Source organism: Vibrio sp. SCSIO 43009, from assembly GCF_023716525.1.
Lineage (GTDB): Bacteria > Pseudomonadota > Gammaproteobacteria > Enterobacterales > Vibrionaceae > Vibrio > Vibrio alginolyticus.
On the sequence record NZ_CP071842.1, the window covers coordinates 1,352,632 to 1,379,604 of the forward strand.

The 26,973-nt window shown below is 40.5% G+C and carries 38 protein-coding genes and 2 pseudogenes; 37 read left to right on the forward strand and 3 right to left on the reverse strand.

From position 1 onward, the window contains the following. The first annotated feature begins 364 nt into the window (after window positions 1-364). The 36 genes and pseudogenes from J4N43_RS06425 to J4N43_RS06690 all read left to right on the forward strand — a co-directional run bounded on the left by J4N43_RS06425 (window position 365) and on the right by J4N43_RS06690 (window position 24,703). A complete protein-coding gene (locus J4N43_RS06425; RefSeq protein ID WP_053350853.1) occupies window positions 365-628 on the forward strand; it encodes a hypothetical protein in 264 nt (87 codons plus the stop codon). A 248-nt stretch (window positions 629-876) separates the two neighbouring features. After that, window positions 877-1,080: a hypothetical protein gene (locus J4N43_RS06435; RefSeq protein WP_033906602.1), complete on the forward strand. Its 204-nt coding sequence runs from the start codon at window positions 877-879 to the stop codon at window positions 1,078-1,080. Window positions 1,081-1,284: 204 nt separating this feature from the next. Further along, window positions 1,285-1,776: a GNAT family N-acetyltransferase gene (locus J4N43_RS06440; RefSeq protein ID WP_053350852.1), complete on the forward strand. Its 492-nt coding sequence runs from the start codon at window positions 1,285-1,287 to the stop codon at window positions 1,774-1,776. A gap of 138 nt (window positions 1,777-1,914) precedes the next feature. Continuing rightward, the gene (locus tag J4N43_RS06445; protein ID WP_025539256.1) at window positions 1,915-2,313 is read left to right on the forward strand and encodes a DUF6232 family protein; all 399 of its coding nucleotides are present in this window, start codon (window positions 1,915-1,917) and stop codon (window positions 2,311-2,313) included. A gap of 146 nt (window positions 2,314-2,459) precedes the next feature. After that, a complete protein-coding gene (locus J4N43_RS06455) occupies window positions 2,460-3,005 on the forward strand; it encodes a GNAT family N-acetyltransferase (RefSeq protein WP_025502561.1) in 546 nt (181 codons plus the stop codon). Between the two features lie 660 nt (window positions 3,006-3,665). Continuing rightward, window positions 3,666-4,112: a DUF3291 domain-containing protein gene (locus tag J4N43_RS06460; protein WP_053350281.1), complete on the forward strand. Its 447-nt coding sequence runs from the start codon at window positions 3,666-3,668 to the stop codon at window positions 4,110-4,112. A gap of 159 nt (window positions 4,113-4,271) precedes the next feature. Next, window positions 4,272-4,718 carry a hypothetical protein gene (locus tag J4N43_RS06470; protein ID WP_242013345.1) on the forward strand — a complete coding sequence of 149 codons (447 nt, stop codon included), beginning with the start codon at window positions 4,272-4,274 and terminating at the stop codon, window positions 4,716-4,718. A gap of 177 nt (window positions 4,719-4,895) precedes the next feature. Further along, the gene (locus tag J4N43_RS06480) at window positions 4,896-5,258 is read left to right on the forward strand and encodes a VOC family protein (RefSeq protein WP_005386966.1); all 363 of its coding nucleotides are present in this window, start codon (window positions 4,896-4,898) and stop codon (window positions 5,256-5,258) included. A gap of 146 nt (window positions 5,259-5,404) precedes the next feature. Beyond that, window positions 5,405-5,932, forward strand: a complete 528-nt coding sequence (locus tag J4N43_RS06490; RefSeq protein WP_053350283.1) for a CbrC family protein — start codon at window positions 5,405-5,407, stop codon at window positions 5,930-5,932. A 629-nt stretch (window positions 5,933-6,561) separates the two neighbouring features. Continuing rightward, on the forward strand, window positions 6,562-7,095 hold the full coding sequence (locus tag J4N43_RS06500; RefSeq protein ID WP_053350284.1) for a cysteine hydrolase family protein: 534 nt from the start codon (window positions 6,562-6,564) through the stop codon (window positions 7,093-7,095). A 143-nt stretch (window positions 7,096-7,238) separates the two neighbouring features. Continuing rightward, the gene (locus J4N43_RS06505; protein ID WP_053350285.1) at window positions 7,239-7,664 is read left to right on the forward strand and encodes a hypothetical protein; all 426 of its coding nucleotides are present in this window, start codon (window positions 7,239-7,241) and stop codon (window positions 7,662-7,664) included. 136 nt (window positions 7,665-7,800) lie between these two features. After that, entirely contained in the window at window positions 7,801-8,253 is a 453-nt protein-coding gene (locus J4N43_RS06510) for a hypothetical protein (protein WP_053350286.1), read from the forward strand. A gap of 146 nt (window positions 8,254-8,399) precedes the next feature. Next, a complete protein-coding gene (locus J4N43_RS06520; protein ID WP_053350287.1) occupies window positions 8,400-8,846 on the forward strand; it encodes a hypothetical protein in 447 nt (148 codons plus the stop codon). A gap of 140 nt (window positions 8,847-8,986) precedes the next feature. Further along, entirely contained in the window at window positions 8,987-9,394 is a 408-nt protein-coding gene (locus tag J4N43_RS06525) for a hypothetical protein (RefSeq protein ID WP_053350288.1), read from the forward strand. Between the two features lie 140 nt (window positions 9,395-9,534). After that, complete coding sequence (locus tag J4N43_RS06535; RefSeq protein WP_053350289.1) at window positions 9,535-9,969, forward strand: hypothetical protein; 435 nt, start codon at window positions 9,535-9,537, stop codon at window positions 9,967-9,969. A gap of 141 nt (window positions 9,970-10,110) precedes the next feature. After that, a complete protein-coding gene (locus J4N43_RS06540) occupies window positions 10,111-10,587 on the forward strand; it encodes a GNAT family N-acetyltransferase (protein WP_053350290.1) in 477 nt (158 codons plus the stop codon). A gap of 146 nt (window positions 10,588-10,733) precedes the next feature. Next, window positions 10,734-11,227: pseudogene (locus J4N43_RS06545) on the forward strand (GNAT family N-acetyltransferase). Window positions 11,228-11,395: 168 nt separating this feature from the next. After that, window positions 11,396-12,034, forward strand: a complete 639-nt coding sequence (locus J4N43_RS06550) for a DJ-1/PfpI family protein (protein ID WP_053350291.1) — start codon at window positions 11,396-11,398, stop codon at window positions 12,032-12,034. A gap of 660 nt (window positions 12,035-12,694) precedes the next feature. Further along, complete coding sequence (locus J4N43_RS24585) at window positions 12,695-13,156, forward strand: DUF3265 domain-containing protein (protein ID WP_053350292.1); 462 nt, start codon at window positions 12,695-12,697, stop codon at window positions 13,154-13,156. A gap of 16 nt (window positions 13,157-13,172) precedes the next feature. Then, window positions 13,173-13,868 carry a hypothetical protein gene (locus tag J4N43_RS06565; RefSeq protein WP_053350293.1) on the forward strand — a complete coding sequence of 232 codons (696 nt, stop codon included), beginning with the start codon at window positions 13,173-13,175 and terminating at the stop codon, window positions 13,866-13,868. Between the two features lie 139 nt (window positions 13,869-14,007). Further along, the gene (locus J4N43_RS06575) at window positions 14,008-14,463 is read left to right on the forward strand and encodes a hypothetical protein (protein WP_053350294.1); all 456 of its coding nucleotides are present in this window, start codon (window positions 14,008-14,010) and stop codon (window positions 14,461-14,463) included. Window positions 14,464-14,665: 202 nt separating this feature from the next. Next, complete coding sequence (locus J4N43_RS06585; RefSeq protein ID WP_053350295.1) at window positions 14,666-15,043, forward strand: VOC family protein; 378 nt, start codon at window positions 14,666-14,668, stop codon at window positions 15,041-15,043. A gap of 324 nt (window positions 15,044-15,367) precedes the next feature. Then, window positions 15,368-15,886, forward strand: a complete 519-nt coding sequence (locus J4N43_RS06595; RefSeq protein ID WP_010448432.1) for a L,D-transpeptidase family protein — start codon at window positions 15,368-15,370, stop codon at window positions 15,884-15,886. After that, window positions 15,876-16,244 (forward strand): DUF2195 family protein, encoded by a 369-nt coding sequence (locus tag J4N43_RS06600; protein WP_053350296.1) that lies wholly within the window; start codon window positions 15,876-15,878, stop codon window positions 16,242-16,244. The genes J4N43_RS06595 and J4N43_RS06600 overlap by 11 nt, the downstream gene beginning before the upstream one ends. Window positions 16,245-16,476: 232 nt before the next feature. Continuing rightward, a complete protein-coding gene (locus J4N43_RS06605) occupies window positions 16,477-16,845 on the forward strand; it encodes a hypothetical protein (protein ID WP_053350297.1) in 369 nt (122 codons plus the stop codon). 3 nt (window positions 16,846-16,848) lie between these two features. After that, window positions 16,849-17,148, forward strand: a complete 300-nt coding sequence (locus J4N43_RS06610) for a hypothetical protein (RefSeq protein WP_158159694.1) — start codon at window positions 16,849-16,851, stop codon at window positions 17,146-17,148. Window positions 17,149-17,278: 130 nt separating this feature from the next. Beyond that, window positions 17,279-17,788, forward strand: a complete 510-nt coding sequence (locus J4N43_RS06615; RefSeq protein ID WP_053350299.1) for a hypothetical protein — start codon at window positions 17,279-17,281, stop codon at window positions 17,786-17,788. A 131-nt stretch (window positions 17,789-17,919) separates the two neighbouring features. Continuing rightward, window positions 17,920-18,297, forward strand: a complete 378-nt coding sequence (locus J4N43_RS06625; protein ID WP_053350300.1) for a DUF6979 family protein — start codon at window positions 17,920-17,922, stop codon at window positions 18,295-18,297. A 1,367-nt stretch (window positions 18,298-19,664) separates the two neighbouring features. Next, on the forward strand, window positions 19,665-19,964 hold the full coding sequence (locus J4N43_RS06640) for a DUF5675 family protein (RefSeq protein ID WP_242013660.1): 300 nt from the start codon (window positions 19,665-19,667) through the stop codon (window positions 19,962-19,964). Window positions 19,965-20,023: 59 nt separating this feature from the next. Then, the gene (locus J4N43_RS06645; RefSeq protein WP_053350301.1) at window positions 20,024-20,236 is read left to right on the forward strand and encodes a hypothetical protein; all 213 of its coding nucleotides are present in this window, start codon (window positions 20,024-20,026) and stop codon (window positions 20,234-20,236) included. Between the two features lie 9 nt (window positions 20,237-20,245). Further along, window positions 20,246-20,518, forward strand: a complete 273-nt coding sequence (locus tag J4N43_RS06650; RefSeq protein WP_053350302.1) for a hypothetical protein — start codon at window positions 20,246-20,248, stop codon at window positions 20,516-20,518. A gap of 187 nt (window positions 20,519-20,705) precedes the next feature. Further along, the gene (locus J4N43_RS06655) at window positions 20,706-21,155 is read left to right on the forward strand and encodes a hypothetical protein (RefSeq protein WP_050907605.1); all 450 of its coding nucleotides are present in this window, start codon (window positions 20,706-20,708) and stop codon (window positions 21,153-21,155) included. 709 nt (window positions 21,156-21,864) lie between these two features. Continuing rightward, complete coding sequence (locus tag J4N43_RS06665; RefSeq protein ID WP_242013651.1) at window positions 21,865-22,392, forward strand: hypothetical protein; 528 nt, start codon at window positions 21,865-21,867, stop codon at window positions 22,390-22,392. Between the two features lie 370 nt (window positions 22,393-22,762). Next, window positions 22,763-23,101 (forward strand): annotated as a pseudogene (locus J4N43_RS06670) (T6SS effector amidase Tae4 family protein); the annotation flags it as partial. 505 nt (window positions 23,102-23,606) lie between these two features. Further along, entirely contained in the window at window positions 23,607-24,140 is a 534-nt protein-coding gene (locus J4N43_RS06680) for a DUF6817 domain-containing protein (RefSeq protein ID WP_053350304.1), read from the forward strand. Between the two features lie 197 nt (window positions 24,141-24,337). Next, on the forward strand, window positions 24,338-24,703 hold the full coding sequence (locus tag J4N43_RS06690) for an OsmC family protein (RefSeq protein ID WP_242013650.1): 366 nt from the start codon (window positions 24,338-24,340) through the stop codon (window positions 24,701-24,703). Between the two features lie 103 nt (window positions 24,704-24,806). Here the strand turns inward: J4N43_RS06690 and J4N43_RS06700 are convergent, their stop codons facing one another. The 3 genes from J4N43_RS06700 to J4N43_RS06710 form a co-directional block, all read right to left on the reverse strand. Next, on the reverse strand, window positions 24,807-25,382 hold the full coding sequence (locus J4N43_RS06700) for an immunity protein YezG family protein (protein WP_053350305.1): 576 nt from the start codon (window positions 25,380-25,382) through the stop codon (window positions 24,807-24,809). 110 nt (window positions 25,383-25,492) lie between these two features. After that, the gene (locus J4N43_RS06705; protein WP_242013649.1) at window positions 25,493-26,014 is read right to left on the reverse strand and encodes a DNA/RNA non-specific endonuclease; all 522 of its coding nucleotides are present in this window, start codon (window positions 26,012-26,014) and stop codon (window positions 25,493-25,495) included. Beyond that, window positions 25,965-26,246, reverse strand: a complete 282-nt coding sequence (locus J4N43_RS06710; protein ID WP_253278507.1) for a PAAR domain-containing protein — start codon at window positions 26,244-26,246, stop codon at window positions 25,965-25,967. The genes J4N43_RS06705 and J4N43_RS06710 overlap by 50 nt, the downstream gene beginning before the upstream one ends. Before the next feature lie 198 nt (window positions 26,247-26,444). On the opposite strand from J4N43_RS06710, the gene J4N43_RS06720 reads away from it, so the two are divergent. Continuing rightward, window positions 26,445-26,966 (forward strand): GNAT family N-acetyltransferase, encoded by a 522-nt coding sequence (locus J4N43_RS06720; protein WP_137282083.1) that lies wholly within the window; start codon window positions 26,445-26,447, stop codon window positions 26,964-26,966. The last annotated feature ends 7 nt before the right edge of the window (window positions 26,967-26,973 follow it).

The window sequence follows — 26,973 nt, forward strand, 5'->3', positions numbered from 1 at the left end:
GGATTTTTCTGTTTCAGAAACCGGATCACTGGTCGAGAGTCAGCTCTGTGACACTGTCTTTTCAAATGAGCGTTTTGGTGTTGTTAATCCGTTTTCTACGGCGCTTTGAGTTCCAAGTGGTTTCAGTGACAGGCGCTTTGAAATTACGCCTGATTTGAGTTTTTCAAAGCACGTAAAAGCAGTGTTGACAGAGCGGCAATCAACTTCAAATCAAAGCTTTAGGTTTGGCAACTAACAAAGCATTCAAGAGGGATTCACAACGCTTGGCAGTCTTGGTTTGAATCGGCTTTAGTGTTTACGGCACAATGGGTTAGGTTCGGTGGTGGTGTTGTTCACCCCTTAATGCGGCGTTATAAGGTATTTGATGATAGAGCTTACAGATAAGGTTATTGGTCCCAAATACCGAATTCTTAATCCAATTCTTGAATTGCTCTTGGAAAGTGGGAATGAAGTCCTTACTGACTATACGTGGAGTTCTAATCCTACTGGTTATCTTTGTATTTTAAAAAAGCCAATAGACTTTGATTTAATTGAAAGCCGATTTGTACTGCCAAAAAGCATCCACTTAAACAAGCAATTTGGTGAAGTTGATTATGGGTTAGGCACAGTAATCATTCGTTGTGCGTAACCTTATAACAAATTGTTCAAGAGTGATTCGGCACGCGTGGCATTTTTACTATGCGTTAGGCTTGGTGGTTAAGGTGTTATGCGGAAGCTTAGGTATTGCGTGCCTCACACCTTAACAAGGCGTTAGTTGTCAACGAGACAATAGCAGCTAAAACAGAGTGTTTAGGTCTAATCGTTCGTGTGCTTTGCTCGATTCTGCACTTCGAATGTCGGGGTCTTGGCTCGCGGAAATCGAGCTTCGATCTTTTCATGGTTTGGTTTGCCGTTTCAGAAGCCGATTTACTTGTTGAAAGTCAGCTTTGTGGCATTGTTTCTCCAAAAGGTCTTTTTGATGTTGTCAGTTCGTTTTCTACGGCGCCGTTTGTTCCAAGTGGTTTCTGTGACAGGCGCTTTGAAACTGCGCCTGATTTGAGTTTTCCAAAATACGTAAAGCAAGTGTTGGCAAAGCGGTAATTAACTTCAAATCAAAGCTTTAGGTTTGGCAACTAACAAAGCATTCAAGAGGGATTCACAACGCTTGGCAGTTTTGGTTTGAATTGGCTTAAGTGTTTACGGCACAATGGTTTAGGTAGGGTGGTTTGCGTTGTTCACCCCTTAATGCGGCGTTATGAAACAAGGAGAGTTCAGAAATTGAAGATACAGACAGATAGATTGGAAATGGTTCAAATTACGGCTGATGACTGGGGTTTGTTTCAGTCTTTGAATCAAGACCCTGCAGTAATTAGCCTATGTTTTGATGAACCATCACCTGAGGCTATGAAGGAAAGCTTTGAGTCGAGGCTTTCTACTTGGAATAAAAGATCAGGTCATTGGTTGTGTTTGACTATTACACTGAATGATACGGGTGAAAAAATAGGTGTTACTGGTTTCCGTATAACTGAAGGCAAAGCTGAAGTTGGTTACTTAATTCTGCCTAAACATCATGGTCAAGGATTCGGTACAGAGTCTTTAAAAGCTTTAATTGAGTGGGCTTCGGAGGAACAAGGTATTCAATCGTTCAGCGCAATAGTGACCGAAGGAAATGTTGGTTCAGAGAAAGTGCTTACTAAAAGTGGTTTCTCTTTGACAAAAGTCGTGCCGGAAGCTTATGAATTAGGTGGTAAGTTGTACGCAGACCATATCTACAGCTACGAAAATATTGTTTCATAACAAAGCATTTAAGGGTGACTCTCAACGCTTGGCGATCTCAGTTTACACTTGGCTTTAATGTTTAAGGTGTAATGGTTTGGGTTAGGTGTTTAGCGTTGTTCGCACCTTAATGCGGCGTTATACGAATAGAGGGAAATTATGTACAAAAGTAATGATTTTAACTTGGATTCAAAAGAGTTCAGGTTTAAGAAAGACTCATATCCTTTGTCTAAGATAAACAATGTTAGGGTTAAAAAGTTAAGTTTTCTTGATAATTTAGGTCAAGTTTTATTCTGGGTATGTGTTTTTTCAGGGGCAGTTTGGTTAGTTATTCCAAGGTTGGAAGAGGTGCCACAATGGCTACTAGTTTTAGTTCTTAGTCTGACGGTTGTAGGTTTGGTTTTTGCTCTTTTTCGTTGTTCTAAATATGCACTTCAAGTCGAGTTTCGTCACATAGATGAAACGGGCGTTCAATGGGTTAATGTCGCCAAGTCATACTCAAAGTCAGATTGTGAGTTATTTGAACAGCAAGTGTTGGCACTGAAGAAATTCGTATAACAAATTGTTCAAGAGTGATTCGGCACGCGTGGCATTTTTACTATGCGTTAGCTTTAGTGGTTAAGGTGTTATACGGAACCTTCGGTATTGCGTGCCTCACACCTTAACAAGGCGTTATGCGTAATCGATCGACTACGGGGTATTAAATGGAAGTAGTAGAAGCGGAAAAATCGGATTTAGATTCATTCTTTGCGTATCTTGAAAATCAGCTGTCTGAAAATGGTAATGGAGAAGTTCCTCTTTTCCAGCCAATGTCCAGAGAGCAAAGTGAAATTCCAGAAGCAACAAAAGATAAGTTTATCAAAGGCTTTTCCCATCACTTTGGCGATTTAGGTTGGAGAAAGCTCTGGGTTGTAAAAGACACCTCTGGAAGTATCAAAGGTCACATTGATCTTCGCCACCACGGTGATGAAAGCCGTTCTCATCGCGTTCTACTTGGTATGGGCGTAGATGTTTCCTGCCGGAAGCAAGGTATTGGTCAACGACTCATTGATGCGGTTATAAATTTCTGCCAAGAAAAAGCCGAAATTGACTGGCTTGATCTTTGTGTATTATCAGAGAATTTCCCAGCGAAGAACCTCTACCTAAAAGTAGGGTTCGACGTTGTTGGAGAATTCAAAGATCAATATAGAATCGACGGTTTGTCAGTCTCGGAAACAGCAATGACAAAGTACGTCAAAAATTACGCATAACAAAGCATTCAAGAGTGATTCGCAACGCTTGGCAGTTTCGCTTCGCTCAAGTATAGCCAAGTGTCGCTCACACCTTAATGCGGCGTTAGGCGACGCGCAGAAAAGTTCTTTGTTCTCATCTTCTTAGTTCTCTTTGAGCATTCGTTTTTCTAAGTCGGCAATTGAGCGTTGTCGGCTCAAATTCTTGAATATCTCCAACCGTAAAACATGCCAAAGTTCGTGGGTTGCCTCATTCATTTTTGGTGCTGGTTGGTAGCGAGTTTTACTGGCTCAAAGTGTGGCAAAGGCAAGTTAATCGAGGCTCTGGTTTTTGCTGTCATTTCGTAGCTTTAGGTTTAAAAGCTACTTTATCGCTGAAAGGTCGCATTTCGTGGTTGTTAAAAGTGAGGCTGTAACATAGTGACTTTTGCGGTTCTTGAATCACAAAAAATCAGTGGGTGTTTGGTTGCTTATTTGGTTTCGGGTAATCTGCTTTCAAAACCACTTAAACATCGGTGGGAAACTTCGCCTAACAAGGCGTTTAAGGCGGATTCACAACGCTTGGCGACTTCAGTTCAAGTTGAATTTAGTGTTTAAGGTATAATGGTTTAGGTTTGGTGGTTGGCGTTGTTCACCACTTAACGCGGAGTTATACGCTTATTGACCAAGGAGGGTCATGAAATGAAATTAGCACAGTTAAATATTGCGCTTGCCAAATATTCTTTGGATGCGCCTGAAATTAAAGAATTTGTAGACAATTTAGACCTGGTTAATGGCATAGCTGAAGAAAGTGAAGGTTTTATCTGGCGTTTAAAAGACGACTCTGGTGATGCTACAAGCATTAAGTTGTTTGATGATCCAAACATGATTGTAAATATGTCAGTTTGGGAAAATATTGACTCACTTAAAAATTTTATGTTTCGCACTGGCCATAGAGATTTCATGCGCCGCAAAAGCGAATGGTTTCATCGATTGGCAGAAGATACTTATGTTTTATGGTGGGTTGAAGACGGCCATATACCAACGCCACAAGAAGCGTTGTCCCGCCTTCAACATTTGCGAGACCATGGAGATACGCCATTTGCTTTCACATTTAAAACGAACTTTACTGAAACAGATCTTGTGTGAACTACGCGTATAACAAACTGTTTAAGAGTGATTCGCAACGCGTGGCATTTTTACGATGCGTTGTGTTTAGTGATTAAGGTGGTATGCGGTAGCTTCAGTATTACGTTGCTCACACCTTAACAGGGCGTTATGAGGCGTCGCTATTTAGCTTAGAGATTTATGATGAAAAAAGGATTTATTTACCTATTGCCTCTGCTTCTCGTTGGCTGCTCAGCGAAAGTTGATAAGCTGAGTTACTTGAAAGTATGGGATGACAAATGGCAAGAGTGCGACAAAATTGGTAAACAAACGATATTAGATTTCCCCAAATCTGAATGGTTTGAAAGCTTGAGCCTTGACGATAAAAGAGAAGTATTCTTATACATTCACTTTCTTAAGGACTATGAGTGCACTCAAGTCGAGGCGAGCAATCTCAAGGCTGTGTTAAATGAAGTAGATATCACTACTTTAAATGAAGTCTTAAAAGGTTTTATCTATTTTGACAAGCCAAGTGATTCAAGAATTCAGCATTTAGACCAGCGACAAGTGGAGGTCTTGTCTGGCGAAATCAGTAGCCCTTTTAATGCCTTATCTACGGCTGAAACAATGGGGCTAGTTGAACACTAGTGAGAGCGCGCCTCATAACAAATTGTTCAAGAGTGATTCGGCACGCGTGGCATTTTTACTATGCGTTGGTTTTAGTGGTTAAGGTGTTATGCGGAAGCTTCGGTATTGCGTGCCTCACACCTTAACAAAGCGTTATGTACTTTAAGGAAAATTGTAACCAACTCTAAAGGATTGAGAGTGATAGATCATTTTGAAATTAAGGTAGTTGCATTCGAAGAATGTCGTGTGTTTTACAAGAATGTGCTAGAGCCATTGGGTATTGAACTCAAGTGGTCAGATGAAAATGCTGCTGGCTTTGGGCTTTCGAGCGAGCCAAATGTAAGGTTTCTAATTGAAAAAGGCGTCAGTAATTCTAAGTGCCATATTGCTTTTTCTGCATCAAACAAATTACAAGTTTCTGCGTTTCATCAAGCGGGGTTATCTTTAGGTGGTAAATGCAACGGTAAGCCTGGTTTACGAAAACACTATGCTCCAAACTACTACGCTGCGTTTTTGATTGACCCTGAGGGCAACAATGTGGAGTCAGTAGTGTACCTTTAGCACGTACATAACAAATTGTTCAAGAGTGATTCGGCACGCGTGGCATTTTTACTATGCGTTGGTTTTAGTGGTTAAGGTGGTATGCGGAAGCTTCGGTATTGCGCGCCTCACACCTTAACAAGGCGTTAGCTTTACTCGGAGGTACAATGGAATTACCAACATTTAAGTATCATCCAGATCCCATTAAAACGGGTGCTTTAGAAGTTACAGATGAAAATTGTGAATGTTGTGGTGTCAGTCGTGGCTACAGGGCAACTTCTACTATTTACTCTGAGCATGACATAGAAACTATTTGTCCCTGGTGTATTTCTGATGGCTCGGCGGCGAAGAAATTCGACGGAGAGTTTGCTGATCCACATCCATTGATGAAAGCTAGACTTGATAAGTCTGTGGTGAAGGAAGTTTGCGAGAGAACTCCAAGCTATATTTCATGGCAGCAAGAAGTGTGGCTATCGCACTGTGGCGATGCTTGTGAATTTCATGGAGATGCAGAGAAGTCTGATCTATTACAGGTAAAAGAAGCTGAATTAGAGGTTTTACTAAACGATCAGCTAATAGGTATTAATGAGTGGCATCAAATAGTCACTTACTATGAAAAAGGTGGAAACCCAGCAATCTACAAGTTCAAGTGTAGATCATGTGGCATATTTACTTATTCGCTGGACTTTGCGTAAAGCTAACAAACTGTTTAAGAGTGATTCGCAACGCGTGGCATTTTTACTATGCGTTGGTTTAAGTGTTTAAGGTGGTATGCGGGAGCATCTGTATTGCGTTGCTCACACCTTAACAGGGCGTTAGTTGCCAACGAGAAAAACGTACCTAAAGCAGAATGTTTAGGGCTAATGTCCATGGGTTTTTGGCTAGGTTTTCGTATTTCAATTTCTAGTTATTTGGGTTTGTGAAAATCGTGCTTTGGTTCCTTGTTCAGTTTGAGTTTTCTGTTTCAGACGCTGATTAGCTTGTTGAAAGTCTGCTCTGTTGCATTGTCGTTCAAAAAGGTTTGTTTGGTGTTCAAGGCCCGTTTTCTACGGCGTTGTAAATTCCAAGTGGTTTCAGTGACAGGCGCTTTTAAACTGCGCCTGATTTAAGTCTCTCAAAATACGAAATATGGGTGTTGGCAAAGCTGCAATCAACTTCAAGTTAAAGCCTTAGTCTTGGCAACTAACAAACTGTTCAAGAGGGATTCACAACGCTTGGCGGTTTTGGTTTGAATTAGCTTAAGTGTTTACAGCACAATGGTTTAGGCTGGGGTGGTAGCGTTGTTCACCCCTTAACAGGGCGTTAGCCCTATCAGAGGAAAACAATGAAATCTGCAGTATTAGTTATTGATGTTCAGTCGATTCTGTTCGACCCGGAACCTCAACCATTTGAGTCACAAATCGTACTCACCAAAATTAATGAAGTTACGAAATTGGCGCGTGCTAAGTCTGTCCCAGTTATCTTTGTTCAGCACGAGCAACCTAAATCTGTTATTGAATACGAAAGCGCTGGTTGGGCATTGCAGTCGAGCTTAATTACACAAACTGGTGACCATTTCGTTCGCAAAACAACACCAGACTCTTTCTTGAATACTAATCTTCAAAGTGTTTTGAATGAACTCGATGTAGATAGCTTAATTGTGTGTGGCTACGCCTCAGAGTTTTGCGTTGATACCACCATTCGCAGAGCTGCAGGTTTAGGCTACCCCGTAACTTTGGTTTCGGATGCTCACACAACTCATGATAAGGAGCACGCCAGTGGGGCTCAAATTCGAGAGCACCACAATGCCACGTTACCTAGCATTTCAAGTTTCGGTGTTAAAGTCGAAGCGGTAGAGGCGTGCAACCTTTGGGCATAGGGCTAACAAGCAATTTAAGAGTGATTCAGCACGCTTGGCATTTTTAGTTTGGTTTAAGTTTGGTGATTACGGTGGTTAAATTGAGTGTCGTGGTTGCGCGCTTCACACCTTAATTGGGCGTTAGCTTTCTTTGGGAGAATGAAATGAGCCAATATTTGATCGAACCAGAAGTTCCAGGAAGCTTGGGTGAAAATACGCTGGTAAATTTCGATTTGCATCCACCGATAATAGAAAAGCTACATTTTCAGTTTGATGGTTGGTTAGGTGATGATTTATTGACTTCATTTCCATGCTTTTTAGTCTCTGAGCGTTTAGTAATGGCCTTACGCTCATCGCAGTTGTCAGGATACAATCTGGAAGTGGCTGAAATATCTACTTCTGACGTATTTGAAGAACTATATCCAGAGTGTACGTTACCTCGTTTTTCGTGGTTCCAAGTCTCTGGAACTATAGATCAAGACGATTTTAGCGTGACAGATACAGGGCTACTCTTAGTTTCTGAAAGGGCAATGGTTTTGTTACAAAGGTATCAACTAAAAAATGCTGAAGTCGTAGAGTACGAAAGCTAACAAAGCATTTAAGAGTGATTCCCAACGCTTGGCATTTTTCATTCCTTCGTGGGTTTTGTGTTTACGGTGGTATGGTTAGGTTTGGTGGTAGCGTTGCTCACACCTTAATGCGGCGTTAGAAGTTTTAGGAATAAATATGGGACGCAGGAGAGAACTAGGTAGTATTGCAAGCGGTATTATTGGCTCGTTTCGGAGTAGAAACAATGATGTCGATGGTTATTGGGGTATCGGTAAGCTTTACCTGTCCGTAGACCACCTTCAAAGCAAGCGTGTTTCAATAGACCTTTGCTCCCAACAGATTGCTCCATATTACCCGCACTTTGACCTCATGACTGAACGTTATTCAAAGATTTTTAAAGGGTTGCTTGTAAAACATTCAATTCCGTTTGAATGGGTTCGCTCAGCATACATTTATGTTGAATTTGAAGCAGAATATGAGGAGCGTCATCACAATTGGCGCAGTGCATTGGGAAATCCGTGCAATCTCGTTTGTGTAGTCATAGATGACAATGGCAAAAGTCATGTCGCTCGTGCGTATACAAACTGTTTCCCACATGACGCGAAAAGGGAAAGTCGGAGCACTAGGTGAGCAAACTTCTAACAAATTGTTCAAGAGGGATTCGCAACGCGTGGCATTTTCACTATGCGTTGGTTTTAGTGTTTAAGGTGGTATGCGGCGGCTTCAGTATTGCGTTGCTCACCCCTTAACAGAGCGTTAGGCTTACAGAGGAAACTATGAAAATACTGTATTCAGGCGGTCTACAGGTTCGCTCTCACGATGCACAAGAACGCTTGTTAAATGTTAATACCTTCTTAGAAGGTGAATTCGCTTTCCACAACTTGTATCGAGAAGTTAAAGCAAGCGATTTTCCTATTGCTCAAGATTGCTTTGGCGACCAATTCCTTATTCGAGATAACTTGGTGGTTAAGTTGAATGCTGAAACTGGTGAGATTGATGAATTTGGTTGTACCTGGGAGCAATTTTTGGCTTGGGTAGACGAGGACCCAATTGAAAGATTGAGCATTCCAAGCGATTTGGAGCTAAAGGTTGGTCAGCTGCTATTCGCTTATCCACCTTTTTGTACTGTTGAAGGCAGCAATGCATCAATAAGAGCAATTGATGGTATTGAGCTAATCAGCTTTCACGCAGATTTTGCAAGGCAGATAAATGGTGAAAGTTAAGCCTAACAAGGCGTTTAAGGCAGATTCCCAACGCTTGGCATTTTCGGTTTGATTCAACTTTAGTGTATACGGCACAGTGGTTTAGGTCGGGTGGCAGCGTTGCTCACTACTTAACGCGGCGTTAGCTATTTGAGGAAAAAATGAGAAAATTCGATAAGCCGCTATTCTGGCTGTATATAAAAACAAGAGACTCATTGTTGTCATCTTTTAAGGGCTTTCTGGGAATGCTTTTAGTGTTGATCGGGGCAGCAGTAGTTTTAGGTAATGAATCCCCTGAGAATGTCTGGACTTCGGTGGGAATCATTTTATTAGTATCTAGTCTTCCAGTCTCAATGGGCTTGATGATGGTAAAGTTCAAATTTAAGAGCTTTGCTGGAACAATACCTACAGCAGAACTAGCGTACTTCTTACAGCACGATGAAGGTGCAAACTTAGATAAAGCTGTGAGAGGTTTATTTTCGTTATACATATCTTTTATGATTTACCTTTGGTTTACGATGGTAGCTATCGCAGCTCTTGGTATGTTGGGAGCAAAGCTCGTGTTGTAAAACACAGCTAACAAACTGCTCAAGAGGGATTCGCAACGCGTGGCATTTTTACTATGCGTTGAATTTAGTGATTAAGGTGGTTTGCGGCGGCTTAGGTATTGCGTTGCTCACCCCTTAGCAGGGCGTGTCTCTAGGAGGAAATGTTGACAGGAAATCAAAAAAATAGACTTGTTGGGATACTTGAAGTCTTGGGTATGATTCTGGTTCTTGTGTCTTTCTACTATCAAGCCTTTTATGAAGGAGACTCGCTGACAGCAAGATATGACAATTTGCGATTTAAATTAGACTTGGTATATAACGAGATTATTCAAAACTCAAATTTAATTGGTGGACAGGATGAATACAACCTAGGTAATTACTGGAAAGGTTTTAATGAAAATCGGTCTGATCTTGCAGAGTTAAGTGAAGAGCACCTGACTCACATAGATGAACTGAACTCGCTTATTTCCTCAATTCGATCTTGGATATTCATACTAGGGTCATTGCTTTTAATTGTATCGAAATTCGTATCCTACTTTGTACGAGAAAGAGATGTTCAAGACGCACAAGCGGATGACGAAAAAGACGAGACATAACAAAGCGTTTAAGGCAGATTCGCAACGCGTGGCATTTTTGGTTTAAATCAAGTTTTGTGTTTACGGCGTAATAGGTTATGTTCAGTGGCAGCGTTGCTCACTACTTAACGCGGCGTGAGGTGCTTGAAGGAAAAGGTAAGTATGGAAATTGCTTTTCGGCAGATAAACATTGATGATTTCGAATTATGCGTTGCTGCGAGAAAAGATGCATACTTTTGTAGTTTTGGGCATTACGATGGTTTCGACGACTTCATCAGCGGTTATCGTGAACGAGTCTTAGACAGGTTAGCAACATCAGAATGGTTCTATATCCATGTATTTGTGGATGGTCAGTTTGCAGGGCAGTTAGAGTTTCGCAGTTTTTCACCTGAGCCGGAGACTGGCTATGTGCATCTCATTTACTTAAAGCCGAGTTTTCGTGGGTTGGGACTCGCTCCAAAAGTGCAGGATTATATTGTAAGCACTTTGAGCAAAGCCGGTTGTTTGCGTGCTGTACTTTCAGTAAGCCGCACTAACCATCGAGCTCTCACATTCTATAAGCGAAATGGCTGGGAGTTCGTGCGTAAGAACCCCAAGCACGATGAAACAGACTTTTACCAACTTTGGCTACGCACCTAACAAGGCGTTTAAGACGGATTCACAACGCTTGGCGACTTCAGTTCAAGTTAGCTTAAGTGTTTAAGGCACAATGGCTTAGGTATGGTGGTTGGCGTTGTTCACCACTTAACGCGGCGTTATAAGGCTCGAAAATAAAAGGAACTTTCGTGGAAATTAGAGTTGGGAAATTAAGTGATATTGCAGCTATCACAGACATCTTCAATTTTTATATTGAGCACACTAACGCGCGTTTTGAAGATCGCGCACTTACGCAGGAAAATCGTCTAAACTGGTTTCTCAGTTCTCATACAATAGTAAGCATCAACTGTTCGTCGCTATAGAAAATGGTAAGTTGTTAGGTTTTGCATGTTCTCAGCCATACAGGGACATTTCAGCATTCGAGGATACAGCGGAAGTTACCGTATACCTTGCAGAAACAGCAAGGGGTAAAGGAGTTGGTTCAAAATTATACTCAAAGCTGTTCTCCTCAATTTCCGATTACGGAGTCCACAGGGTTCTATCAGGTATTGCATTACCAAATGACGCTTCGGTTGCCTTGCATAAGCGTTTTGGTTTTCGAGAAGTTGGCGTATTTAATGAGTATGCAAAGAAAAATGGCAAGTACATTAGCTCTGTTTGGTTAGAAAAGGCGCTTGACTAAAAGTCCGCCTTATAACAAACAATTTAAGAGGGATTCCCCACGCTTGGCATTTTTGGTTTGGGTTTATTACAGTGTTTACGGTGTCCAAATTGAGTGTCGTGGTCGCGTGGCTCACCCCTTAATTGGGCGTTATGCGATTCATTAGGTCAGCGAAAGGAATAGGGATTTATGTACAAAGTTGGCGTTGTTATATTTGATGATTTCACAGATGTAGACTTTTTTCTTATGTATGATTTGCTTGGGAGAACAACCGATAGTTGGACGGTCAGCATACTGGGAACTAAGCCAGAACATCATTCCCACCTTGGCATGAAAGTTAGAACTGACGGACATATTTCAGAGGTGACTAACCAAGATGTCGTTCTTATCACTAGTGGTAAACGTGGTATTCCAGCTGCGATGAGAGATGCTGAATTTATGTCAGCGTTGAGCCTTGACCCAAACAAACAGCTAATTGGCTCGATATGTGCTGGTTCATTCATCCTTCATGAGCTCGGTTTATTAAAAGGTAAGCCATTAACAACCAATCCAGATGCTAAAGATGTTCTACAGAAGATGGGAGGAGACGTTCAGAATCTGCCTCTAGTAGTAGAAGGTAACATAGCCACTGCAGGAGGCTGTCTCTCACTGATGTATCTCATTGGTTGGGTGGCAGAGTGGCTGTTTGACTCAAGTAAACGAAAAACCATTCAGAATCAATTAATTCCAGCTGGGCAGTTAGAACTTTTTGAAGAGCTCATTACCACAACTATTCAGTCAGCAGAGTTGAAAAATTCGCATAACAAAGCGTTTAAGAGTGATTCGTAACGCTTGGCATTTTTAATTTGCGTTAGTTTTGGTGTTTAAGGTGCAATGCAGAAACTTCGGCATTGCGTTACTCACACCTTAACGCGGCGTTAGGCGACGGGCAGGAAAGTTCTTTGTTCTCATCTTCTTAGTTCTCTTTGAGCTTTCGTTTTTCTATGTCGGCAATTCAACATTGTCGGCTCAAATTCTCGAATCTCTCTGGCCGTAAAACATACCAAGGTTCGCGGGTTGTCTCATTGGTTTTTACAGTCGGTTGGTTGTGAGTTTCACTGGCTCAAAGTGTGGAAGGGGCAAGTTAATTGAGGCTTTTGTGCTCGCTTTAAGTTTGCAGCTTTACGTCTCGCTTCCTCAAAAGCGACTTGAACGCTGAAAGTCTTTATTTCGTGGTTGTTGAAATTTCGGCTGAAACATAGTGGCTTTTATGGTTCTTGAATCACAAAAAGTCAGTGGGTGTTTGGTTGCTTATTTTGTTTCGGGTAATCTGCTTTCAAAACAACTTAAACACTAGTGGAAAACTTCGCCTAACAAGGCGTTTAAGGCGGATTCACAACGCTTGGCGATCTCAGTTCAAGTTAGGTTAAGTGTTTAAGGTACAATGGTTTATGTTTGGTGGCTGGCGTTGTTCACCACTTAACGCGGCGTTATGTTCTAGGAGGGTTTATGGAGACGAAACATATCAAAACTGGACTTATAGATATTGATAGTGTTCAGAACAATGTCGTTCGGCAATCCGAGTTTCTTAACTCAGTATTAGGTATACTGGCTTTTACATTGGGATTGAGTTGCCTGAGTTTTCAAGATCCACAATCTGCTGCATTTACTTGTTTAGGAATACTTATTCCTATCTATATCAAGGCAATAAATATGACCCATCCAGATATTTTAGCTTTGCGTAAATTAGTAAAAGAAACGCAAGATGCTCACGCTAAGGCAGTGCTAGCTCACTTGGAAGACAATTTTATCGGGTTTAGGGTGTTTTTGACACGGAATGTTGTATTTTGGTATGGAGTTGGGTTCTTTTTAGTTGTTCTCCATAATCCAGATTGGCTATTTCACTATGCGTTGAATTTAGTGATTAAGGTGGTATGCGGCGGCATCGGTATTGCGTTGCTCACACCTTAAATTAAGGAGAGGTTTTGTGGTTAGTGTTTATGTTCCAAGTGGTAAAGTTGTTCTAAGTATTCTATTTAGTACTGTGGGCATAGCTCTTACGACAACTGGCTATGAAAATCTCACATTTTTGATTTTTGTGCTAGGTTTTGGATTTGGAATTAGATTTTTAGCTCAATGGTTTATTCCGCTTTTCAGCAAATATTCTGAGAATGGCTGGATGAAAATATTATTATCCCTGATTAGTGCTATTTTCTTAAGTACACTATATGCTGTGTCTAACCAAGTTATAAATGGATTTTACAAAATCGATCCTGGAACACTTTCTAACACTAGAGTTTTCGTTGGTATAATGCTTTTCCCTGGCATCGCTTTCATTTTCCTCTTTGTTGTACTAATTATTCTGGCAATTTATGAGTTACTATTTTCAAAACGAGATCGGTTTAGAAAGGGCAAATCATTTTCCTTAAATAGTTCAGTTATCTGGTATTGGTTTTTTGCATCAATGGCTATTTCAAGTTGGTATTTTATAAAAACAGTCCCCCCAAACTATCAAAATGCCGTTGAACGCTATATCCCGATTATTACGTACTATCTTGACGCTTTTGAATTTCATGATTGTGCCAAAGTAGATAGTGGTAAATTGCATATGCTAAAGAAAGACAAAGCTCTAGTCCTAACTAAGGATAATGACTATACGTTTAAAGTTGTTGAGTGCATTTAATCATAACAAACTGTTCAAGAGGGATTCGCAACGCGTGGCATTTTCACTATGCGTTGGTTTAAGTGATTAAGGTGGTATGCGGCGGCTTTTGTATTGCGTTGCTCACCCCTTAACTGGGCGTTATGTTGAGAAGGAAGTTATGAAAACTTTATTGAAACAAAGTAAATTGGTCAGTTTTAAATTAATGTATAGCTTTATCACTAGAGTATTAATTTGTGGCATGTTTGCTTACTACTTAGTCGAGATATCTAAGGCTCCATTTTTAACACAATTAGGATACATCGTATTTTTTTGTGCTGTATCTTTAGCTGCTGAGTATTTAGCAGCTAAACCGAAACAGTCGCTAGAAGTTGTGCTTGATGGTAATAGTTTATCTCTTTTAGGGACAAGTATAAATACTGCTGATATTAATGAAATTTTGTATGCGCAAACTAAAAGGTTTGAACATACGGTAAGGTTTCGTTTCAAAAATCAGACATATCAAGACTTTGAACTAGCTTCTCCTGACTTAATTGAAGATCTAAGATTTTACCATTTTCTGGTTGAAAACCAGTTGCCTGTGAAGATGCTAGATAGTCATGAACGCGTTGCTTAACATCTCAACATAACAAATTGTTCAAGAGTGATTCGGCACGCGTGGTATTTTTACTATGCGTTGGGTTTAGTGATTAAGGTGGTATGCGTAGGCTTCGACATTGCGTGCCTCACCCCTTAGCAGGGCGTTATGTTGAATAGGGCTTCAAAGCCCACAGGTATTCAGCTAATCTCTTCTTCCACACAATATCTTAGGTATATACATGATTGTTCACGTTACAATTCCCGTTAGTGATTTAGAAAGAAGCCGGAAGTTTTATGAAGAAGCTTTTAGTCCACTAGGGTACAAAATTGCATTTGGTGAAAAAGGTAAATTTTGGGCTTTCGACCTCGGTAAGGGCTTCTTATTCGAGATCTGTAGTGCTAAGACTGAGGGTGCTTTAACAAGCTTTCATATTGCCTTCCGTGTGGCGAGTCAGCAAAAGGTTCGAGAGTTTTATAACTCAGCTATTTCAGCAGGAGCGCGAGACAACGGAGCTCCAGGACCGCGACCTCACTATACCGAGAACTATTATGCCTGCTTCGTTCATGATCCAGATGGTCATAATATTGAAGCTGTCTTTGACACCTGGAAGTCTTGATGCAGTTGAAAATGCGGTAAAAGTTTAATGTAAAACACGTGCTGAGTTTCAACATAACAAACTGTTCAAGAGTGATTCGCAACGCGTGGCATTTTTACCATGCGTTGGGTTAAGTGATTAAGGTGGTATGCTGCGGCTTATGTATTGCGTTGCTCACACCTTAACAGGGCGTTATAGCGCTAGGCGATAGTGTTGCATTGATCGCAATTTCAATTACCGCCTGTCTCTGGCATAAGATGCGATAAATTAAACTAAAAACATACAGTTTAATTCGTTATTCATTTGAGTGAATATTTGCCTTTTCAAAGTGAAAAGGAGTTACACATGGAGAGTTTGGTTTATACAGGAACAGAGCTGAAGTGGCACGGGCGCGGTACCTTTAAAGCGACTTCTGGAATGAAGGGTTATCAATACCCTGAAGACCAGTGTGTTCCAGATAAAGGTCCTGTCCCAGAGGGAAAATACTATATTCCTCTTATATTGGGAGCTTTGGCTGAAGATGATGGTTCTGGCTTTTGTGTGCTTAAACCATCATGGCAGGTTCAAGAAATACCGCGTGGAGAAAGCGCAGGCGAGTGTGATCCTTACTGGGCTAACTGGGGCTATAATCGGGTGCGCTTTGAACCATACGACGAGGTTACCAAAAAAAGATGCAGACCTTCGAGAAGTGGCTTTTACCTTCATGATTCAACTAAAGGATACAGCCATGGCTGTATCGAAGTGGAAGGACGCTTCTTCAATGAACTTAGAGCGTTTATCAAAAAAACAGATGCTCGGAAGCTTATGTTAAGTATCAAATACCAACCGAATGTAAAAACTAATGGTGGAACTTATGTTGGCTAGAATCTGTATTTTATTATTTTGTTGCCTCCCCTTTTTGTCGTTCGCGCAGCAGACTGCAAGTAGTTTCGTTGACTTCGAGAATACACTTTCAAATTGTGTTTCTATTGATACTAGCGATACTTATGACCGTAACAATCTAACTCTAGTAGATATGAAGCTGACACTAGAAAAAAATATAGGTAGCTGTGGGTGCAAATCTGCCATAGCATCTATTACGCTTGAAAGCATGCCTTCTGGTAGTTCAAGCTTTGACTTTGCTTTGATCAAGTCTCGCATTATATCAGTTCCTTTATTGCTCGATAATACATTGAAAAATGTTAGCAGCATCAAGGGTGCTTTGGCTTGCGGTAATAACTAGCGCAATAACAAAGCATTTAAGAGTGATTCCCAACGCTTGGCATTTTTGGTGTAAAGGTTGGGGTTTGTGTTTACGGTGATATGGTTAAGGTTTGGTAGTAGCGTTGCTCACACCTTAATGAGGCGTTATGCTCCAACATGAATAGGAATACAATTTTTACTCAAAAAACAAGGAAAGTTATGACTCGATTGAACATTAAAGATCTATATACTGTAGTTTCTCCCAAAGAACTTTGGAAGGTTTACAAAATGATGTATGGCGCTGCGGTAGGGGCTCTCATCCAGGATTACAAAAGCTAAGGTTAGGAAAGGATCTTCATTATGCATTAGATCCGTTTGTTCCAGACAACGCATTGATTATCCCTAATAGAAAGTTTGGAATCAGTTTTGCTGACTCCTTAGAAAAATTACGAAAGCAGCTCGTTAGTGGACGGGCTTGGAAGTTAAGTGTTGGTAAAAAGCTGCCAGAAGGATTGTGTTTTAACTATTTAGATAAAGACCATCCTTTACTTAACGTTTCAAAACCAATGCCAGCAAGAGAGTTGCAAATGCGGTTAGAAGAGTTGGCTGAGATAATGATAAATACTAATCAAAAAGTATAAACTATGAAAGAATATTTTTTGCCACCGAAAGTTTTTGATGAGATTCTGGTATACGCAAAAAAAGAAAATTTTTCCGAGTTAGAAAAATTGGTAGGTAAACATGATAATGGGACGATATTTGTCGAACCATGGGAAGTCGAGATGCTCTTGAATGTGGCGAAATTATGGCGACTAGAGGCTTTATTGAAATACCCTTTTTGGGATAGTGACCATCCTAAATACGATCCTTGTCAGGAAGATTTATTCATGGATGAGCAAGAAGAAAAATGGGGTAAAATTGCTATGACATTCCCCGACGATTAATTAAGCATAACAAAGCATTTAAGAGTGATTCCCAACGCTTGGCATTTCTCATTCTATCGTTGGCTTTAGTGTTTACGGCACAATGGTTTAGTTTGGGTGGAATGCGTTGTTCACCCCTTAATGCGGCGTTATGTTCTTGGAGGAAATTGTGGGCTATCAAAGGGATAGGGTAACTTTCAGCGTTTTCCATAAACTTGCTTTAACTATTTACAAATGCTTAAAATTTAAGGTTTTAGGCGAAACAGAAAAGCTAGAGTGGCAGCAAGTTTTAGTAGCCGATTGTTTGCGTGTTATAGGTTTTTGTAGTTTGGCTTATTGGCTAGCTTCCAACGTCCAAATGTCGACATCTAGCGATAAGCACAAGTTTTGGTCTACTCATATTTCGGGTATTGCGTTGCAATACGCAGGTGATATGGGGGGTGCTGAAAGAGCATACTTACAAAGCCAAGATTACGGTTGTGTGCTTTCTTTGAGTTTCAGTTTACAACACTTGGGTAAATTAAACGTGGAGCTTGGTAACTATGAACTCGCTGAAAAGCAGTTTATTGAGGCTTTGGCTATTCGAACGAAACTGAAGCGTACAGACTTAATAGATTCGACCAACCGAGTAATACAAGGGTTACAAAAGCTACGAACATAACAAACAGTTCAAGAGGGATTCAGCACGCGTGGCATTTTGGGTATGCGTTGGTTTCGGTGTTGAAGTGCTATGCGGCAACATCGGTATTGCGTGCTTCACCCCTTAACTGGGCGTTATGTGCAGGAGGTCAAATGAGCAAATATGGTGATGTTGCTGTAGAAGCTACTCACATCGCTCAAACTGGAGTCTGTCCAGTTGAAGCTTGGAATACAGCTGCAGAAAAAGAGTTCAAGGAAAATGCTGCTTCCATCAAAAAAGGGTGTCCAAAAAACGCTTTTCTAGGTTTAGTTGAAAGTGGCTTTGTCGTTGGTGTGCCCAGAGGAAGCTATACAAAATCAGTTCTAAATAAACAATATGCATTAGAGGCAGTTAGGCTGCTAAACGAAAATCCAGACATGCAAAACAATATCAAAAAACTCTGGGTTCAGTCATGTGGCTCCGAGTCTAAAGTGCATAATAGCCAAATGGATGTTGTTGTGTCGTTGTGGTCTCGTGGGTTGCTGGAGTAAGCACATAACAAACTGTTCAAGAGGGATTCGCAATGCGTGGCATTTTCACTATGCGTTGGTTTAAGTGATTAAGGTGGTATGCGGCGGCTTTTGCATTGCGTTGCTCACCCCTTAACAGGGCGTTAGTACGGGGTTGGCACCAAAGGTCATAAGTTTCGGTGTTTATCTGTTTTGGTGTTCGTATTTACACCTTACAGTTTGTACCTTTCACGTTCTTTCCGGTGGCACTATATGCGGTGTGTTCGCTTTGATTTCACCGTTTACGGTTTCCAACTCTTAGCCTATTTCTTTGGTGCTTCTTCTCTTTCGTGGTTTTTACTAAGTCAGAATTGTCTTTCTTTGGTGTTGCCGTCGAAGTGCGAGGAAGGAATCCTTTTCTAATTTGAAGTCAGTAAAAGTAGGGGAGTTCAGTACGTTTTTCTTCTAGCCAACTCACGTTTCTCAATGGCGGTAAAGTTTTGTAGCTGCCCGTCTCACTTCAGTGGTCCAAGCCTTTCATATTATGCCACTTTTCAATATCTTGGAGTGCATAAATAGAAGTGGCGCATGTACTAACAAATTGCTTAAGAGTGATTCGTAACGCGTGGCATTTTTACTTTGCGGTGGTTTATGTGATTAAGGCGCTGTGCGGTAGCTTTTGTATTGCGTTACTCACACCTTAGCAAGGCGTTAACTGGCGCAGAAAATATGAAAGCGCAATGATACAGTTTCTAGGTTCAGAGATTTAGCGTGTTCGGTCGGTTTCCTTAGCTAAGCTAATGTGACTAATTTCAGTTTGATACTTAAGTTTACTGATGTGAAAGGCGGCACAAAGCCTTCTAATAATATAAGGCATTCGCGATTAGTCCGGCATACTTACATCGCCGAAGTATGGTGTTGTGAGACGCATTTCAAACTAAAGATAAACGGTAATTTTTTGGTTAAATACATATTTGGGTTAGCTTTGCTAATCATTAATTAGCAAAATGAGCTTTGGCGAAAGTGGCTGAAAGAACGGCGAAAACTGAAAGGCGCTCAGTTAACAAACTGTTCAAGAGGGATTCGCAACGCGTGGCATTTTCACTATGCGTTGGCTTAAGTGATTAAGGTGGTATGCGGCAGCATCGGTATTGCGTTGCTCACCCCTTAACAGGGCGTTAGCTTTATCAATCCAATCGTTAAATGTAAGAGTTAGAATTGTCAAGTACAATGTTGCTTTGATACTTGCCGAAAAAGGGACTCTTGGAGGCATGTAATTAAGTTATTTCAGCTAGTATTTCCTCAATTTAATGTGAGGATCAAATAAATGACTGGCAAAAAAAGTCAAAGAAATATTAAATCTCAGACGCATAAAACAGTATGGAGAGACAACGTTAGGAAAACTAACTATTGAAGGTGTCGACAAGAGTCGGTTTGTTCTCGAACCAGGAGGTCCTGACTCGATAGTTGAGGGTTCAGACAAAAGAATTTCGGCTGGTACATACAAAGTGGAACCATTTAGTGGTACCAAATATAAAAATGTGTACGAATTAAAAAATGTTCCAGGACGGACTTATGTTTTGATTCACGCAGGCAATTATCACAAAAATACGGAAGGCTTCCTAATGCCAGGTAAAAGTTGGGGAGTGTTAAAAGATTCTCATTATTATGTAAGCAATAGTAAAGTGGCGTTAAAAGAAATTTTTTAGAGATTGGTAAGTATAAAGAAATTGAGATTAGAGTAACAAATCAACTGGAGAAATGATTCATGTTAAAAAATATTTTGATTTTAATTTTTCTAATGTTTTCAAGTTCTGTGATCGCATCCACCCCACGTACAGAGCTCAACCTTCTCTGGATGAAAAATAATTATTTTTTAATTCAAGAACACTTGGAAAGTGATGAATCGAAAATAGTTGTCCCTACAATAAATACTCTGGGTGAAATATGGGTTCACAGGGATGGTGCTGTTTCTGGATAGGTGTCCCTTTTGTTGTTAGTTGCCTTGACTCATCATACCTATATTACGCTAGCAGTGCTTTCATCAGAGCCCGATTCGTTTTCAAAATGGTTAAATGAATTACAAGGAATAGTTTTTACGGATTTCAATGGAGGAGAAGTTGAACGATTATCTCATGCTAAAGAAGATCTTGTTCGTGCTTTGAGTTTATATATGAACTCAAATCCACAAGTAGCGCTAGCTCCATATGGCGAGAGCTTACTTGAACGACTTGAGGGAATTTCAATCCGAAGCGTAGATTAATATGTCTGCTAAAAATTGAGCTGTAGTGTTTCGAACAGAAAGCTAACAAAGCATTTAAGAGTGATTCCCAACGCTTGGTATTTTTCATTATATCGTTGGTTTTTGTGTTTACGGTGGTATGTTTTAGTTTAGTGATAGCGTTGCTCACACCTTAATGCGGCGTTATATGCAATGGATTAGAATATTTATGAAAGGATTTAATAACATCTTAACTGGTTTTTCCTGGGGAATTGGCTTCTCAGTTGCACTCATTCTGAGTGGGTTGGTTTATACAAAGTTCGTTGAACCGTCGCTCGGAAATATTCTTGAAGACAAAGAAATCGATGATAAAGCAATTGAGTATTTGGCCGATTTCAAAACGGCCTATGGTTTAACATTAGAAAATGTCTTCAAAGATGGAGACGATGTGCGTTTGGCTGTCGTACAGGAAAACCTGACGGAAGAAGCGTTATATTCTCGTGAGGTTTTAGCATCTGCGTTCGATGTGAATGGTAATTTTATTGGTAATTGTATCGGTGAAAATGAAATCTTCATTATGCAGCCAAAAGAAACCTCTTATCTTGAAATCAAATGTGGGTTTGTGCCATCGCAAGTCGAGCAAATCGAATCATTTAAGTTAAGGATTAAGCCGATTTAGTAAGCACCAGAAAATTGATATAACAAACTGTTCAAGAGGGATTCGCAACGCGTGGCATTTTTACTATGCGTTGGTTTTGGTGTTTAGGGTGGTATGCGGCGACTTTGGTATTGCGTTGCTCACCACTTAACAGGGCGTTAGGCGACGGGCAGGGAAGTTCTTTGTTCTTATCTTCTTAGTTCTATTTGAGTATTCGTTTTTCTAAGTCGGCAATTCAAGATTGTCGGTTCAAATTCTTGAATCTCTCTGGCCGTAAAACATGCCAAGGTTTGCGGGTTGCCTCATTGGTTTTCATAGTCGGTTGGTTGTGAGTTTCACTGGCTCAAAGTGTGGAAAGGGCAAGTTAATCGAGGTTTTCGTTCTCGCTTTAAGTTCGTAGCTTTTCGTTTCGCCTCCTCAAAAGCAGCTTTGTTGCTGAAAGTCTGTATTTCGTGGTTGTCGAAACTTCGGCTGAAATATAGTGGCTTTTATGGTTCTTGAATCACAAAGAGTCAGTGGGTGTTTGGTTGCTTATTTTGTTTCGGGTAATCTGCTTTCAAACAACCTTAAACATTGGTGGGACACTTCGCCTAACAAGGCGTTTAAGACGGATTCACAACGCTTGGTGATTTTAGTTCAAGTCAGCTTAAGTGTTTAAGGTACAATGGTTTAAGTTTGGTGCTTGGCGTTGTTCACCACTTAACGCGGCGTTAAGCTACAAGGAGCAAAAATGGCACATATTCGAGTTTATCCTCACAATGACTTGATGAACCTAGCGTTTTATCAACTAAGTACAATCCGACATAAAGTTGCTAAAGAAGACGAAGATGCAATTGCTTTGGACTGTCTATCTTGCTTGATTTCTCTCGCTTTTTCAGTTGAAGCTATAGTTAATTTCGTGGGTTCTAAGCGTGTTCAAGGTTGGAAAGAGAGAGATTATTATAAAGTTAAAATCTCAAAAGTTTGTGCAGTAGCGGGTCTGGAGTTTGACAAAAATGCAGGCTTATATAAACAAATATGGGATTTAAAGGTTCTTCGAGACGATGTGGCACATGGTAAGCCTGTTGAAGTTGTAACAGACGTAAAAACACGTGAAGAACTTCAAAAGAAAATGGAGTGTCCTTGGGATAAGTATCTGTCACCTGAGAACGTAGAAAACACTTATAAAGCGGTGAAAGAGTTTGAACGTATGTTATTTGAAAATTGTAAGATTCCAAAAGGGCTGACATTAACTTCATCGATCGCCTCGGGTCAGTAGCTTAACAAAGCATTTAAGAGTGATTCGCAACGCTTGGCGGTTTCGCTTCGCTCAAGTATAGCCAAGCGCCGCTCACACCTTAATGCGGCGTTATGTAACTTCATGATTAGTCAGTTTCAAAACAATATGATTTCAATTATAAAATTTTCTTCTCTTTTTTACATGAGGTCGAATCAGCGGCACATTATATATCTTAAGATACTTACTAAGGATTGAGGTGAAAATGAAATTGCCAACATGGGAAAATCTTCGTGCCAATTACCCTGCTTTACCAGCTAATGTGGTTTTTAAAAAAATTGGTGGTAAAGTAGGTTCGAAGTACGAACTAGGTATATTTTCAAACGCTTGTGCTATTTGAGTTTCCAAAGCTCTTAATGGTAGCGGCGTAGAACACAAAATTCCTCGTTACAACGCGATTAGTCCGGAAGGAAAAATGAGTCTTCAAGTCTCTTCGGGACAAGATAAATTTTGGTATATTTTTCGAGTCAAAATTCTTATCAAATACCTATCAGAAAAATACTTTAGCCCTGAAGAGCTGACTCCCGAAGAGCACCTAGAGAAAATTAAAGAGCGTAAGGGCATAATTATCTATCAAGTTGACGGATGGAGTGATGCGACAGGGCATGCAGACCTATGGGGTGGGAATAAATGCGTATACCAAGGGTATGCATCAGTCACTCACAAAGTTCTGTTCTGGGAGTGCACATGATCAAGGTTATGACTTTCATACTTTTACTGATGTCATTATCTTTAAAAGCTAATACTGGTCCCCAATCTAATATCGATGAACGACTAATACAATTCGCGAGAGCGAATTGTTTATATCAGTACTTTCAACATAAAAACTATGACTTAGGTGATATTAGAAATATCTCTGCAGGTATAGTGCAAATGAATTCTATATCACCAGACACTTTCGTTGAAGTATCTAGGCTAGTAAAAAAATATGAGCCCGCAATTAATTATAAGAATGAGACGTCTCCTTTACTCGCGAAGTGTTTTACTTTGGAATACGATCCTTTTTTTCTAGAAAATCTGAGCTTGTTAACTCAGGTTGAGTAAAGTTACATAACAAACTATTTAAGAGTGATTCGCAACGCATGGCATTTTTGCTATGCGTTGCGTTTAGTGGTTAAGGTGTTGTGCGGAAGCGTCGGTATTGCGTTGCTCACACCTTAACAGGGCGTTATGCGACCTAAAGGGAATTGAGATTTATGGATAAATTTGGAATGCTTCAAGAACTTGGAGCGGGTGACTTTAAGCACCTTAACGGTTCATTGGAAGTACACCTGAAAGGCACTGAAAAAGTTCTAATTAACTGGGGTAGTAGCGAGTTACTTCAAATCGCAGGTCTCTTTCATGCCGCGTATGGAACAGCGGATTTCGATGAAAATATGGTGTCGCTAAGCCAGCACCAAGAAATAGCGCGAATTATTGGTAATGATGAAGAAGCATTGGTTTATTTGTATTGCTCATGCGACCGAAAGTATGTATTCCCTCAATTTGGCAAAGTGCTAGAAATCCAATTTAAAGACAGATTTACTGGTTCAACATTCAAACTCGACAGTGCAATGGTGAAATTGTTTTGCGAGTTAAAGGTCGCTAATGAGTTAGAGCTTGTTTATAGCAGTGCAGAGTTCAAATTCAAATATGGTGCTGAGCTATTTGAACTGTTCCAAGGTATGGATAGCTACTTAAGTACCGAGGCTAGAAAGGCGTACAAATCAGCATTGTCGAATTTCGCATAACAAACTGTTTAAGAGGGATTCGCAACGCGTGGCATTTTTACTATGCGTTGAATTTAGTGATTAAGGTTTTATGCGGTGGACTCGGTATTGCGTTGCTCACGCCTTAATAAGGCGTTAAGTGCAATCAACAATAGTGACATCAAAAAGTAGGGAAGTATGAGTATTAATATAAAGTGGATGGTGATTGTCGTTTTAAAGTGTCAGCTGAAGACGGCTTTACGTTTAATGTTGACGCTACAACTGAGAAAGCCTCTTGCCCAACGGAAATTCTATTGTCGGCTTTAGGTTCATGCAGTGCTACGGATGTCGTCTTGTTACTGCAAGATCAAGGTGTTGAAGTTAAAGGCCTAGAAAATACGGTTACTTTCGCCCTAACAGAATCAGAGACTCGTTTATATAAATCGGCAAACTTACACTTTACAGTAAATGGCAGTGGTTTTAAGGAGTCTGACATTTTGCGATCAGCTCAAGGAGAAGCGGTGGAAAAGCATTGTCATGTTTGTCTGTTGAGCCCTACGATCGATATCACTTGTTCAGCTGAAGTGGGTAAAAATTGCAACTAACAAACTGTTCAAGAGGGATGCGTAACGCGTGGCATTTTTACTATGCGTTGAGTTCAGTGATTAAGGTGGTCTGCTGTGACATAGGTGTTGCGTTACTCACCCCTTAATTGGACATTAGGTGATAAGCTAGTTCTTTTAGATTGAAGCCACAACCACTTACTTCATTACGTAATTGGTCATGGAGTTTTATTAAAAGTTTTCGTTGATCTTTTTTAAACATGGCTGAATCCGGATCAAACCAAGGGCGGTAAGCATTTTCACCAAGGCCATCCCATGTTTCAATTAATTGCATAGTTTCGCTATCAGGATATATATCTTTATCTGGAGCTAATGAACTTAACCATGCCCAATCCTCATCCCATTTAAATTCAATTTTAAAATCACCGTCAGGATGAACAACAAAACGAGCTTTATTCCAAGGCTTGCTCTGTTCTTTACTAGACATTAAATCAAATAAGTCACTAAAGGCATCATCAAGTTCAATGTTGTCAGAACTATAGATGTCGAGATCCTTCACATCATCTGAGTTAGCATCTACTAAGTACCGGTCTTGAAAATATACCGCTCTAGTAGAAAGGTTCATGGCAATGTCAACCCAAGCTACACACCACTGTTCGGGAACCACCTCCGAGATAGCTCCTCCAATATGGTTATAAATTTCTTCCGCTGATGAAAACATAAATTTACCTTAATTCTTAAATACCAAACGATTGGTGGAGCCACCATTTACAGTCCACTTTGAAATAAGTTTGGACTGTGTCTCTCCTTTACCATACTTAATTCGGATATCTACTTCCACGTATTTTCCTTCATCAAGTGCCAGTGACCACCATCATAGTTTGGGTCATCCCCTCCATACTTTGATTGAGTAGATGAATTACGGTGCAGTTTATCACGCATAGCTTGATTTTTAATGGGAGACTTTTGCAGTTTCCCCGTTATTCGTATTGTTCTACCTTGTGCGTCGGTTTCGTAGGTGTACGTTACTGGGCTTCCTTCATGAGTTGAGGTTACCTCATATAGAGTATTCGGTGCAGGAGGTTCTAGTTCGATCGCCCACGATCTCTGTTTCCCTTTTATGCCTGAAGCTTGTCCTGCACTAACCTTAACAATTGGTTTCTGCTCACGGGGAATATTCCCAACTGAATCATTAGTTAGTAAGTTTGTCTGTGTCGCAGAGCCTGTAGCACTTTTAGGTTTTGGCGTAGAAGCTTGACTGCCACTGTCTCCTATGAGCACTGTTGGGTTTCCAATTACTATTTTACTGCCGTAAGCCGTTCCGTGCCCCCATACGAACTGCGAGCTTTCCATTGATAAACACCAAACTAGAACCTTGGCTTATGGAATCTGGTGGACCAACACAAACAAGACGGTCCCCTTTTCGAGCCGCAGGTAACCCACCAATTTTAACATTGGGTGAACCAACGACAACAGGGCCGCCCACATGCGGAATTTTAGCGGTGACTTTGGGGCAGATGTGCATTGATGTTATTGTTGCTGTGGGTTTTCCCATGGCCACCCCATACTGTAGATTGAGTTGCATATATTATTCCTGATAAGGCATCTATATTCTGTGGCTAGTGTAATATTTGGAGTCACATCAACTAACAAACTGTTTAAGAGTGATTCGCAACGCGTGGCATTTTTACTATGCGTTGGTTTTAGTGTTTAAGGCGGTATGCGGCGGCTTTTGTATTGCGTTGCTCACCTCCAAAAGGTCATTAATACTCAAAGGTCAAATATGGATATTTACCCAGAAATCGAGTTATCTAAAGCGCAGCATAATGCAATTGAAGCTCTTAGAAACAAGTCGTTTCCCGAACACCAAGTTACTCGCTCTTACTATAAGCAACTCCCGCATATGAGAGTTCTGAATTACGAAGGTGATCAGTTAGTTGGTTACATGGGATTAGACTACAGAGTTGTTCGCGTTGGTGATGAAATTTATAAAGTATTAGGTGTGAGTGACTTTTGTGTCGAGAGCACAGTTCAAAGACAAGGTATTGGCACAACAATGTTGTCTCAACTCAGCGAGTATGCGTCCACTAAAGATGTCGACTTCATCATTTTAGTCTCCGATTTGGAGCGTTTTTATCTGGCTAATGGTTATCAGCGCCTTAACTCTCTAAGTTCTTGGTTGCGAGTTCACGAACATAAAAATTACGGTGTTGCTGTAGAGCAACTAGATGATTTATATGTTAAACCTATCAGCGGCAAAACTTGGGCTTTTGGTCATATAGATTGGTTAGGGTATATGTATTAGTCTGTAG